Annotated in this window: 11 protein-coding genes; 5 read left to right on the forward strand and 6 right to left on the reverse strand. The window is 67.8% G+C overall.

Features of this window, described 5'->3' with window-relative positions; genetic code table 11:
* The 4 genes from BUB20358_RS26735 to BUB20358_RS26750 form a co-directional block, all read right to left on the reverse strand.
* On the reverse strand, positions 1-579 hold a 579-nt coding region (locus tag BUB20358_RS26735; RefSeq protein ID WP_174905150.1), incomplete at its 3' end, for a lytic transglycosylase domain-containing protein.
* An 87-nt stretch (positions 580-666) separates the two neighbouring features.
* Positions 667-993, reverse strand: a complete 327-nt coding sequence (locus tag BUB20358_RS26740) for a hypothetical protein (RefSeq protein ID WP_123806841.1) — start codon at positions 991-993, stop codon at positions 667-669.
* A gap of 47 nt (positions 994-1,040) precedes the next feature.
* Complete coding sequence (locus tag BUB20358_RS26745) at positions 1,041-2,201, reverse strand: porin (protein WP_035972602.1); 1,161 nt, start codon at positions 2,199-2,201, stop codon at positions 1,041-1,043.
* Between the two features lie 463 nt (positions 2,202-2,664).
* Positions 2,665-3,561 (reverse strand): LysR family transcriptional regulator, encoded by an 897-nt coding sequence (locus BUB20358_RS26750; RefSeq protein WP_006764599.1) that lies wholly within the window; start codon positions 3,559-3,561, stop codon positions 2,665-2,667.
* A 99-nt stretch (positions 3,562-3,660) separates the two neighbouring features.
* Here BUB20358_RS26750 and BUB20358_RS26755 point away from each other — a divergent pair, with 99 nt between their 5' ends.
* From BUB20358_RS26755 to BUB20358_RS26770, 4 genes are all read left to right on the forward strand, one after another.
* Positions 3,661-4,959: a CitMHS family transporter gene (locus BUB20358_RS26755; RefSeq protein WP_006764598.1), complete on the forward strand. Its 1,299-nt coding sequence runs from the start codon at positions 3,661-3,663 to the stop codon at positions 4,957-4,959.
* A gap of 40 nt (positions 4,960-4,999) precedes the next feature.
* The gene (locus tag BUB20358_RS26760; RefSeq protein WP_006764597.1) at positions 5,000-6,358 is read left to right on the forward strand and encodes an acyclic terpene utilization AtuA family protein; all 1,359 of its coding nucleotides are present in this window, start codon (positions 5,000-5,002) and stop codon (positions 6,356-6,358) included.
* Positions 6,358-6,669 carry an AtuA-related protein gene (locus BUB20358_RS26765; protein WP_006764596.1) on the forward strand — a complete coding sequence of 104 codons (312 nt, stop codon included), beginning with the start codon at positions 6,358-6,360 and terminating at the stop codon, positions 6,667-6,669. The genes BUB20358_RS26760 and BUB20358_RS26765 overlap by 1 nt, the downstream gene beginning before the upstream one ends.
* 151 nt (positions 6,670-6,820) lie before the next feature.
* Positions 6,821-8,650 carry a methyl-accepting chemotaxis protein gene (locus tag BUB20358_RS26770; protein ID WP_035972599.1) on the forward strand — a complete coding sequence of 610 codons (1,830 nt, stop codon included), beginning with the start codon at positions 6,821-6,823 and terminating at the stop codon, positions 8,648-8,650.
* A gap of 87 nt (positions 8,651-8,737) precedes the next feature.
* Here BUB20358_RS26770 and BUB20358_RS26775 read toward each other — a convergent pair whose 3' ends face one another.
* Positions 8,738-9,667 (reverse strand): phosphatidate cytidylyltransferase, encoded by a 930-nt coding sequence (locus BUB20358_RS26775; RefSeq protein WP_006764595.1) that lies wholly within the window; start codon positions 9,665-9,667, stop codon positions 8,738-8,740.
* A 35-nt stretch (positions 9,668-9,702) separates the two neighbouring features.
* On the reverse strand, positions 9,703-10,335 hold the full coding sequence (locus BUB20358_RS26780) for a lysophospholipid acyltransferase family protein (RefSeq protein ID WP_035973374.1): 633 nt from the start codon (positions 10,333-10,335) through the stop codon (positions 9,703-9,705).
* A gap of 447 nt (positions 10,336-10,782) precedes the next feature.
* Between BUB20358_RS26780 and BUB20358_RS26785 the strand changes: the two genes are divergently transcribed.
* Positions 10,783-11,388 carry a CDP-alcohol phosphatidyltransferase family protein gene (locus tag BUB20358_RS26785; protein ID WP_006764593.1) on the forward strand — a complete coding sequence of 202 codons (606 nt, stop codon included), beginning with the start codon at positions 10,783-10,785 and terminating at the stop codon, positions 11,386-11,388.
* The last annotated feature ends 910 nt before the right edge of the window (positions 11,389-12,298 follow it).

Here is a 12,298-nt window from a genome sequence, read left to right on the forward strand (position 1 = left end):
AGCGGCGGCCGTGCGCGGGCGCGCGACCGGCGGCGCCGCGACGGTAAGGCTCGCGAACGGGTTGTACGCCTGCTGCGGCGGCGTGAAAGAGGGCGGAAGGATGGGCATGGGAGTATCCGGCGAATCCGGCATCGTGCGGATCGCATCATAGACCTTGCGCGCGTACGCGAGGCGCTTGTCCGGCGACGCTGAGTTGTACGCGCCGATCGCATTCCAGTTCGCGCCGAGCTGACGAATGTTCTGCGACAGGATCCACGCGCCGACGTACGCGTTCGTGCACGGATCGAACAGGCTCTGCTGCGTGATGCCTTCGCGCGCGAGCGTTGGCAGCCACGTGCTGTTGATCTGCATCAGCCCGATATCGATCGTGCCGTTCGCATTCGTGTTGACGGCGTTCGGATTCATCCCCGATTCGACCTGCGCGATCCCGCGCAGCAGGCTGACGCTCACGTGCTGGAACGCGGCCGCGTCGTCGAGGCAGTCGGCTCGTGCGGCGCCGTGCAGCGCGAGCGACATCGCGATCGTCGAGGCGATCGTCAGCGTTTCGCGGCGGAGCGTACGGGCGGTCTGACACGACATGGCAGGACAGGGCGGAATCCGGCCGCCCGATGCAAGGAAATGACGCAGACGCGAAGTGTGCCATAGCGCATCGTCAAATGGCTCGCATCAAACTTTTCTTTGCATTTGCCGGCCGTTTTTTATTGCGCGCGATATCGGGTCGGCGGAGCGGATTCGACCGGCCTGCGTCGGTCGCAGCGGCGCTCTGCGTGAATATTCGGTGAATCGATATTGAAACGACACCGATATGCGCCGGATATCGCGATCGGAAATCGGCATCTGAATCTGACGCGTCGCGTCAGTCATGCCGACGCGCCCCTGATCGAACGGCAGTCGCCCGGCGCGAAGCATGAAACGCAAATCGTCGCGCGCCACGGGACGCACGCAAAAAAACGGCGCGACGATCGAAACCGCCGCGCGCGATGAACGCTTCATGCCGGGCGGGCCGGCGGCGAGCCGGCGCCGCGCCCGGCCGCCGTGCATCAGAAGCGGTGACGCAGCCCGAGGTTGACCATCGTCTGCGAACTCGTGCCCGCGTAGCCGTACGAGCCGATCGACGCCTGCGCGGCCATCGCGCTGCCGCTGCCGTCGCCGGTCTGGCCGCTCGCATGCTGGTACGCGGCGGTCAGATACACGTCGGTTCGCTTGGACAGCGAGTAGTCCGCGCCGGCCGACACCTGACGGTAGGTCGCCGACGTGTCGCCGCCGGAGCGCGTGTAGCTGTAGCCGACACCGACGAGCAGCGCGTTCGTCGCCTGGTAGTTCACGAAGCCCTGCCCGGTGTTGTAGTGCTCGTTCGAGCCGAACACCGAACTCGCGTCGCGGCGGTACTGCGCGTTGCTGTAGCCGACGCCGAACGTGAACGGCCCCGCCGCATACTGCGCTGCGACGCGCGCGATGCCGATCGAGTGCGCGGTCGCATAGCCGCTGTTGATCGGGCCGTCGAACGTGCCGTCCGACGAGCTGGTCCAGCCGCTGCGCAGGCCGTTCGATGCGGGGCTATTGGTCGCATGGAAGTAGCCGCCCGCGACGCTGAACGGCCCGTTGCCGTACGACACGGCGGCCGAATACGACTGCGCGGCGCCCGTGCTGCCGGCGATTCCGCCGAACGAGTACATCGCCGCGAACTGCAGGCCCGCATACACGGGCGACGTGTACTTCACCGCGTTGTCGACGCGGAAGCTGTTGTCGTAGTTGTCGACGTCGCCCGGCGTCGCGAACACGCTGCCGAGATAGTTGTCGGCCGTGATGCCTTGCACGAGATCGATGAGCGGATCGTACTGGCGGCCGAACGTCAGCGTGCCGTAGCGCTCGCTCGACAGTCCGACGAACGCCTGCCGGCCGAACAGCCGGCTGCCCTGGCCTTGCCGGCCGGTGCTCGGATCGAAGCCGTTCTCGAGCTGGAACAGCGCCTTCAGCCCGCCGCCGAGATCCTCGCTGCCTTTGATGCCCCAGCGGCTGCCGGCGAGGTTGCCCGCGCTGCTGTTGCCAAGCATCCATGCGTTGTCGCTGCCCTGTGCATGGTTCACGTAGGTGATCGACGTGTCGATCACGCCGTACAGCGTGACGGTCGATTGCGCGTGCGCGGCCGGCATCGCGGCGAACGCGGCAGCGGCAATCATCGAGAGGGTCGTGCGTTTCATTTCAATCTCCTTGCGTATTGATGTGTCGTTCGTCAACGGGCAGGAGACTACCGAAGCGCAATAAAACGGCAAAAATGGAATGCTCTTTTGTGATCTAAAGCAGACAGCCGCGTGCTGCCGGAAGGTCCGTTGAGAGATTCGCATTATTGAGAATCATGAATCAATCGGTTTTGAATCGGCAGCACGAATCTGCGCATATTGTCGATTTCGTGACAATCGACATCGATTCGATGCGCGAGCAACGCGGCGTCGATACTTTTATCGATCCGTCAATTCATTATTTAAAGAACTGAATGAATGGGCGCGTGGCGACTGTGCTAGCGTGCGGTCGCTTGCGTCCGCATCGATCGACGGGCGGGCGCGCGGCCCCACGCTTAGTCGGCGGCTTCGGCCGCCGCTTTTCAGTCGGCAGCCGTGCCGCGCATCGTCGCTGCGGTCGGCCGTTTCGTCGCCGACGCGCACTTCACGCGCGCCTGTTCAATGCCGCGAGCATTGCTTCGGCGAACGCCTGCGCGACGCGCGGCAGCGTGCGTCCGCGTTTCACGACGAGTGCGATCGGACGCACGAACGCGGGGTCGTCGATCGGCTTCGCGACCAGTTCGGGCTCCGCACGGACCTCGCGCGCGCTCGCCGGCAGGATCGTTACACCGAGGCCGCCGCGCACCATGGCGACGGCGGTCATCATGTAGGTCGGTTCGCACGCGATGTCCGGCGTGCAGCCGGCCGCCTCCAGCGCGGCATCGACGACGCTGCGCACGCTCGTGCCCTGCGCGGTCAGCACGAGCGGCACGTTGGCGATGTCCGCGGTGCGCACGCGGCGCTTGCGCGCGAGCGGATGATCGCTCGGGCACACGGCGACGAGCCGGTCGGCGCCCGTATACAGCACGTCGAGCGACGCATCGAACGCGTCGCCGCCGGTAAGCCCGAGGTCGGCTTCCTCGTTGCGCACGAGCGCGGTGACGAGACTCGCGACGCCGTCGCGAATCTCGAATGCCGCACGCGGCACGTCGCGCCGGAACGACTGGATCAGCTCGGGCAGCACGCTCGATGCGAACGTCGGCAGGCACGCGAGCCGCACGGTGCCGCTCGCGCCTTCGCCGAGCGCGCGCGCATCGCGCAGCACGCGCTCCATGTCGTCGAGCGAGCGCTGCAGCAGCGGCAGCAGTTCGCGCCCGGTCTGCGTGAGCGCGACGCTGCGGCTGTTGCGGTCGAACAGCCGCGCGCCGACGATTTCCTCGAGCCGCCGGATCTGCACGGTCAGCGCCGGCTGCGACAGATGCAGCCGCGCGGCGGCGCGCGTGAAGTTGCCGGCGTGCGCGACGGTGACGAATGCGCGAATGTCGCGAAGGTTCAGATCCATAACGGTTCGTGATTGCTGCGATCAAATCATTTCAATTGTGCTATCGCTGCGCGGACCTTACGCTCGTCTCCGATAAAAGACAAGGTAGGAGACACGGATATGCTGCCGTTACTCGGGCTCGCCACGATCGTCGTGCTGCTCGCCGCGATTCTGTCCAGGCGCATGTCGCCGCTCGTCGCGCTGATCGTCGTACCGATCGCCGCGTCGCTGATCGGCGGCTTCGGGCTGCAGACGAGCAAGTTCGTCATCGACGGCTTGCGCGGCCTGGCGCCCGTCGTCGGCATGTTCGTATTCGCGATCCTGTTTTTCGGGACGATCACCGATGCGGGCACGCTCGATCCGATCATCGAGCGCATCCTGCGCGCGGTCGGCACGCGGCCGACGCGCATCGTGATGGGCACGACGCTGCTCGCACTGCTGATCCATCTCGACGGCTCGGGCGCCGTGTGCTTTCTCGTGACGATCCCGGCGGTGCTGCCGCTGTACGACCGGCTGAACATGGACCGGCGCGTGCTGGCCGCGGCCGTGTCGATGGCCGCGGGCATCAACTTCCTGCCGTGGACGGGGCCGATGATCCGCGCGTCGGCGTCGCTGCATCTGCCGGTGTCGGCGCTGTTCAATCCGCTGATTCCGGTGCAGGCGATCGGCCTCGTGTTCGTGTTCGGCGTCGCGTACTGGCTCGGGCGACGCGAGGAGAAGCGGCTCGGGCTGTCGCGCGGCGATGCGTCCGTTCCGCTGCCCACGCGCGAACTGAGCGCCGACGAACAGGCGCTGCGCCGCCCGCGCAACTTCTGGTTCAACGTCGTGCTGACGCTCGTCGTGCTCGGCACGATGGTCGCGATGGGCGAGAAGATTCCGCCGGCGATCGTGTTCATGGTCGGCCTGTGCATCGCGCTGATGGTGAATTACCCGGACGTCGACATGCAGAGAAAGCGCATCGACGCGCATGCGCGCGCTGCGCTGATGATGGCCGGCATCCTGCTCGCGGCCGGCGTGTTCACCGGCGTGATGCAGGGCAGCGGAATGCTGAAGGCGATGGCGCAGGCGGCGGTCGGCTTCGTGCCGCCGTCGATGGCTGCGCACATCCCGGTTGCGCTCGGCATCGCGTCGATGCCGCTCAGCATGCTGTTCGATCCCGATTCGTTCTACTTCGGCGTGCTGCCGGTGATCGCGGAGGTCGCGGGCCAGCTCGGCGTGCCGGCCGTGCAGGTCGGCCAGGCGGCGCTGCTCGGCCAGATGACGACCGGTTTTCCGGTCAGCCCGCTCACGCCGGCAACGTTCCTCGTCGTCGGCCTGTGCGGCATCGAGCTCGCCGAGCACCAGAAGTTCACGTTTCCGCTGTTGTTCGGCGCATCGATCGTGATGACGATCGCATGCGTCGTGCTCGGCGTTTTCTGACTGTTTTAGACGCCGGCCTCTGCCGGATGACGATACCGACATGACAGCAAAGCAACACGAACGGCGCGTGCGCATCGGCGCGGGCGCCGGCTACTCCGGCGACCGGATCGAACCGGCGGTCGAACTGGCCGAACACGGACGGCTCGACTATCTGGTGTTCGAATGTCTTGCCGAACGCACGATCGCGATCGCGCAGCAGGCGCGCCGCAACGACGCGACGCGCGGCTACGATCCGCTGCTCGACGCGCGGATGCACGCGGTGCTGTCCGTCGCGGCGCGCAACCGCGTGCGCATCGTGTCGAACATGGGCGCCGCGAATCCGCGCGCGGCCGCGCAACGTACCGCGCAGATCGCGCGTTCGCTCGGCATCGCGGGGCTGAAGGTCGCGGCGGTCGAAGGCGACGACGTGCTCGACGTCGTACTCGGCGGCGCATTCCGCTTCGAGGAGTCGGGCGACGACGTCGCCGCGTATCGCGACCGCATCGTGTCCGCGAACGCGTATCTCGGCGCCGCGCCGATCGTCGATGCGCTCGCGGCCGGCGCGGACGTCGTGCTGACCGGCCGCGTCGCCGATCCGTCGCTGTTCGCCGCGCCGCTGATACACGCGTTCGGCTGGCGGATGGACGACTGGCACACGCTCGGGCAGGCGACGGTCGTCGGCCATCTGCTCGAATGCGCGGGGCAGGTGACCGGCGGCTACTTCGCCGATCCCGGCTACAAGGACGTGCCGAATCTCGCGCGGCTCGGTTTTCCGATCGGCGAAGTCGCGGCCGACGGCTCGGTCGTGATCACGAAGGTGCCGCATGCGGGCGGGCGCGTGAGCGCGGCGACCTGCAAGGAACAGCTGCTCTACGAGATTCACGATCCGGCGCGCTACCTGCAGCCGGACGTGATCGCCGATTTCACGCAGGTGGCCGTCGTCGAGCAGGCGCCGGACCGCGTGCGCGTGACGGGCGGCCGCGGCGCCGCGCGGCCCGATACGCTGAAGGTGTCGGTCGCGTACGTCGACGGCCATATCGGCGAAGGGCAGATCTCGTACGGCGGTCCCGGCGCGCTCGCGCGCGCGCGCGTCGCGCTCGACATCGTCCGCGAGCGGCTCGCGCTGACCGGCGTGCCGGCGACGGAGCTGAGGTTCGACCTGATCGGCGTCGATTCGCTGTACGGCGGCGCGACGCCCGCCGCGGCCGGCGAGCCGGCCGAGGTCCGCGTGCGCGTGGCCGGCCGCGCGGCGACCGCCGCCGACGCGGCGCGGATCGGCAACGAGGTCGAAACGCTGTATACGAACGGGCCGGCCGGCGGCGGCGGCGCGTTCAAGTCGACGCGCGAGGTGATCGCCGTGCAGTCGGTGCTGCTGCCGCGCACGGCAGTCGCGCCGTCGTTCTCGTTCGTGGAGGCATGATGAAGCTGCGTGAACTCGCGCACGCGCGCACCGGCGACAAGGGCAATACGCTGAACGTCTCGGTGATCTGCCGCGACCCGCGTCATTACGCGCATCTGCGCGCGCATCTGAGCGCGGACGCGGTGAAGCGGCAGCTCGCGGCGATCGTGCGCGGCGACGTCGTCCGATACGAGCTGCCGATGCTCGGCGCGTTCAATTTCGTGCTGCACGACGCGCTCGGCGGCGGCGTCACGCGCTCGCTCGCGCTGGACGCGCACGGCAAATCGGTCGGTTCCGCGCTGCTCGCGATGGACGTGCCGGACCCGGCGTGATCGCCGGCGGCCGCCGCCGAGCGGCCGTCCGCAAGTTTTTTTCATTGGTCAGACCAGTCGAACCTCAAGTTGCGTCGTGCGGGGTCGTTAAGCACAGTTGCGTGCCATCCGACTACTCAATACAACGCCGCAACCGGAGATCACTGTCACCATGCTGTCATCGATTCGCGCCCGGATTCTCGCGACCTGCGTCGCCATCGTCGTCACGGCGCTCGCCGTCACCGGTGGCCTCGTCTATTACGTCGTCAAGCAGCACAACGACGAGACCATCGACCAGAACCTGAAGTCCGTGCTGGCCGGCCATGCGCTCGCGATCGACGAGTGGGTCGCGAGCCACGCGCAGCAGACGCAGGCGCTCGCCGATACGCTGTCGCCCGGCGAAGGCGATCCGCTGCCCGCGCTGACGCTGCTCGGCAAGTCCGGCGGCTTCCAGGTGCTGACGCTCGGGCTGCCGGACCGCACCGCGTTCTCGAACGTGCCGCTCGCGCCCGGCTACGATCCGACCGCGCGTCCGTGGTACAAGCAGGCGGTCGATGCCGGCCGGCTGGTCGTGACCGCGCTGTACCGCGATGCGACGACCGGCAAGCCGGCGTTCGCATTCGCGGTGCCGATCGTGCGCGGCGGCACGCTGAAGGGCGTGCTCGCGGCGAGCCTGTACATGGAGCGCGCGGGCACGATCGTCGCGTCGATGCACCCGACGCCCGCGAGCTTCGCGTTCCTCGTCGACCGCAGCGGCCGCCTGATCGCGGGCGCGAAGACGGACCTGATCATGAAGCCGGCCGTCGAGCTGTCGCCGGAGCTGACGCCCGAGCGTCTGACTGGCCTGCAGACGGCGACCGAGCCGGTCGCGGTCGCGATCGACGGCGCGACCAAGCTGTTGCGCGCGCAAGCGATCGCCGGCACCGACTGGTCGCTCGTGATGGCGCTCGACCGCTCCGACGTGACGGCCGGCATGCGGGCCGTCGCGACCACGACGCTCGTGGCGATCCTGATCGTCGCCGGTATCGCGGCGGCGCTCGTCGGCGCACTGACGAATGCCGCATTCAAGCGTGTGCTGCTGGTGCGCGACGCACTCACCGACGTCGCGAGCGGCAGCGGCGACCTGACGAAGCGCCTGCGCGCCGACGGCAACGACGAGGCCGCGCAGATCGCGCGCGCGTTCAATTTGTTCGCGGAGAAGATCAGCACGATCCTGCTGCAGATTCGCGACTTCAGCGAGTCGGTGAGCGTCGCGAGCGCTCAGATCGCGCAGGGCAACCAGGACTTGTCGAGCCGCACCGAGCATGCGGCGTCGAGCCTGCAGGAGACCGCGGCCGCGCTCGAGGAGATCGCCGGCACCGCGCGTAACTCGGCCGATGCGGCGACGCAGGTGAACCGGCTCGCGGAATCGGCATCGAGCGTCGCGGTGCGCGGCGGCGAGGTCGTGAGCCAGGTGGTCGAGACGATGGGCGAGATCACGAAAGCGTCGGCCGAAATTTCGAACATCATCGGCGTGATCGACGGGATCGCATTCCAGACCAACATCCTCGCGCTGAATGCGGCGGTCGAGGCCGCGCGCGCGAACGAGCACGGACGCGGCTTCGCGGTCGTCGCCGGCGAGGTGCGCACGCTCGCGCAACGCAGCGCGCAGGCCGCACGCGAAATCAAGCAGCTGATCCAGTCGTCGGTCGAGAAGATCGAGGGCGGTTCGGGGCTCGTGCACACGGCCGGCGCGACGATGGACGAGATCGTCGACGGCGTGCGCGGGATCTCGAGCGTGATCGCCGAGATGACGGTCGCCGCGAACGAGCAGAGCACCGGGATCGCGCAGGTGAATCAGGCGGTGTCGCAGCTCGATCATTCGACGCAGCAGAACGCGGCGCTCGTCGAGCAATCGGCGGCGGCCGCCGCGCTGCTGCGCGAGCAGGCGGCGAAGCTCGCGCAGACGGTCGGCGAGTTCAAGCTCGCGAGCGCGCGTTCGGCCGATACGGCGATCGCGTGAACGTGCGCGTCGGCCGACTGCCGGCGTGCGGACGGCGGATGCATGCGTTCGTTTCCGCGCGCGAAGCGCACGCTCACCGCTTGCCGCTCAAGCGTACAAATACCGAACGAGGTGGAAGAACACCGGTGCGGCGAAGCACACCGAGTCCATGCGATCCAGCATCCCGCCATGGCCGGCGATCATCGAGCCCCAGTCCTTCGTGCCGAGCGAGCGTTTGACGGCCGACAGCACGAGCCCGCCGACGAAGCCCGCGATCACGATCGCGAGCGAGATCCCGAACGCGGCGCCGAAGCTGAACGGCGTCACGCGATACAGCGATGCGCCGCACAGTGTCGCGAGCAATCCGCCGCCGACGAAGCCCTCGACCGTCTTCGACGGCGACAGGCGCGGCGCGATCTTGCGCCGCCCGAACAGCTTGCCGACCACGTACTGCAAAACGTCGCTGATCTGCACGACCAGCAGGAAGAAGAACAGCAGCAGCGCGTTCTGGCCGGTGTAGCGCGGAATGTCGAGAATCAGCACGGCCGGCGCGTGGCTGAGCCCGTACACGCACACCATCAGCGCCCAGTTGATCTTCGCGTTGCGGCTCAGGAATTCGCGCGTGTCCTGCGTGAGCGCCGACACGAGCGACATCGCGAAGAACAGGTGCACGGGCACGAAGATCGAATACATCCCGTACCAGTTGATCGCGAGCAGCAGGTACTGCACGGGAATCGCGATGAAGAACGCGATGAAGAGCGTCGTATGGTCGCTGGCGGTGGTCGGCGTGAGCGTGATGAACTCGCGCAGCGTCAGGTACGACAGCAGCGCGAACACGCAATACGTGACGTTGTTGCCGAGCCCGATCGCGATCACCATGATCGCGATCATCGCCCACCACGCGCGGATGCGCTGGTTCAGGTTCACGATCGTCGCGTTGGTGCCGTCGCTGCGCGCGCCGAGGATCGCGCCGATCACGGTCGCGACGACGAGCACGCCCGTGACGCCTGCGACCAGTTCCCAGAAGAGAGTTCGCATGGAGATATCAGGAAAGTGAGAGGAGGGCGCCGCGTTCAGCCGGCCGGCCGCTGCGGCGGCGCGAGCGCGACGATCGCGTCGCGCATGCGGGCGAGGAACGTCGGCTTGTCTTCGCCGGCGCCGAGCGCTTCGTTCGCGCCGAAGTGCACCTTGCAGATCAGCGGCACCGGCCAGATCGCGCCTTTCGGCATGATGCGCTGCAGGTTCTCGAGATAGACGGGTGCGAGCGCAACGTTCGGGAACTCGGTCGCGAGATGGAACAGCCCGCTCTTGAACGGCTGCGGCAAGACGTCGGCGCCGCGCGTGCCTTCCGGGAAGATGATGATCGAGTGGCCTTGCCGCAGCGCGTCGCGCACCGGCTCCAGCGGATCGCCGCCGCTTTCGCGATGCCGGTCGATCAGCACGACGTTCAGCAGCTTTTGTGCGATGTGACGCTTCAGGTCGCTGCTGTCCCAGTAGTCGCGCGCGGCGACGGGCCGCACGGTCGCGCGCACGTCGCGCGGCAGCGCGGCGAGGATCGCGAGCGTGTCGATGTGGCTCGTATGGTTCGAGAAGTAGATCTTCTGCGTCGCGGAAGGCGGCGCGTGATGCCAGACCGGATACGCGCCGGCGACGAGCCGCACGATGCCGAGCAGGAAATCGCGCTGCCACACGTTCAGGATGCTCATCGGCGCGGCACCTCCTGCATGCATGCCCGACGCGCCGCATGGATGCGGCCGGCGGGTTCCCGGAATGCCGGCGACGCACGATGCGCACCGGACGGCCTCTGTTCAAGTTTTTTCAATTCGTGGCTGCCTGTCGCAGGTCCGCGACGATCGGACGATTCGCCGGCCCATCGGCCTGCGGCGAAGCGCCGGCCGCGGCGTGATGGTCGGCTGTTGCACGCGTGCCCGTGTGCGATGCGAACGGTCGCGCCGCGCTCGGGCCAGCGGATTATCGCGAGTTTGCGCGAAAAAAACCAGTTCGCGCACCGCGTGCCGTCCGCGCTGCGCGCTTGACGCATCGGGTCCGGCTCGGCGACGATGATGGCCGCCCATTGACGACCGCCGCGGCGGTTTCGCCGCTCGGGGCATGGCGGCGGCAAACGTTTCCGGACGTGCTGAACAAATAGAACGATGAGCCTCTACGCACTCAAACCCAAATTCCAGGATCGCCTGCGTCCGTTCGCGGATTCGCTCGCTGCGCGCGGCGTCACGGCCAACCAGGTCACGCTGTTCGCGGCCGGCGGCTCGATCGTCGTCGGCGCGCTGGCAGGACTCGGCGTGTTCGCGCGCGTGCTGTTCCTGCTGATTCCGCTGTGGCTGTTCGCGCGCATGGCGCTGAATGCGATCGACGGGATGCTCGCGCGCGAGCACGGCCAGAAGAGCACGCTCGGCGCGTATCTGAACGAGCTCGGCGACATCGTGTCCGACGTCGCGCTCGTGCTGCCGTTTCTCGCGATTCCCGCGTTTGCGCCGGCCGACGTGTGGCTGTTTGCGCTGACGGCGGTCGTCGTCGAATGCGCCGGGCTGATCGGCCCGCTCGTCGGCGCGAGCCGCCGCTACGACGGTCCGTTCGGCAAGAGCGATCGCGCGCTCGCGCTCGGCGCGTTCGCGCTGTGGATCGGGCTCGGCCTGCCGGTCGGCGGCGCCGGCGTGTGGTTGTGGCGCGCGCTGATCGTGCTGTCGATCGTGACGGCCGTGCGGCGCGTGCGGGCCGGCGTGGCGGAGGCGGGCGGCTGACGCGGGTCGGCGATGCCGCGCCGCGATGTCATGTCGCGATGTCATGTCACGACGCGCGATTCGAATCGGAAAGCGGCGGTATTCGGGTCGCCGGCTGCGCGGAGCCGATGCGGCCCGCTCCGTCGTATCCCGCATTCGGCGTCGCCGATCGCCGCCGATGGAGACGTGCCCACATCGGCCGACGTCGCGACGAAGCGGGCGTCCGCGCGTCCGGCATCGCGCGACCGCTGCACGTCGCCGAGAGATTGACGTAGATCAATTTCCTGCGAAGAAAACCCGCCGCACCGCCTGCGGTTTGCGGTAGCATACGCGCCGCCCGCGCGACGGCGCGTCCGCGGCCCGCAACGGGCCGTCACCTTCGATGGTCGGCCGGCTGTACCCGGCGGTATGACGCTCGTCGCACCGACTGCGATAGCGCAATTCTTACCGATTGCTCCCGTTCGCGCTTCTTTTTCTACCGTATTGCGAGTTTTTTTCGCTTCACCGTAGCGAGACGGTGCGCGTTTTGTCGTATTTTTGAGATATTGGAGCGCATACGCGCGTCGGTGCCCGGTACGCGCAGCGCAACACGACGGACAGGCGCCTCAAGAATCAACGCGTCGGTTCGATAAATGAAATCAGGCCAGAGATAGAGATGAGGGGAAGCAGTGGCGATGTGCATTTGCGGGCATAGCTGCTTGACGCGCGTCCGTGTCGACGCGCACGAGGAATGGACGATCGTCGCCGAACGGAGCCGCGCATGAAGCCGGCCGTGTCGCTGTTCGTCCTGTCGGTTGCCGCGTGCGGCGCGCTGCATGCGGCCGCGCTGTCGGCGGCGCCGGTTCCGGCGACCGTTCCGGCATCGGGCACGATCGCGGCAGCGCCCGGCGCGGCAGCGGCGAGCGCGCCGGCTGTCGCGGGCGCGCCGTCC

The organism is Burkholderia dolosa (assembly GCF_902499135.1).
GTDB lineage: Bacteria > Pseudomonadota > Gammaproteobacteria > Burkholderiales > Burkholderiaceae > Burkholderia > Burkholderia dolosa.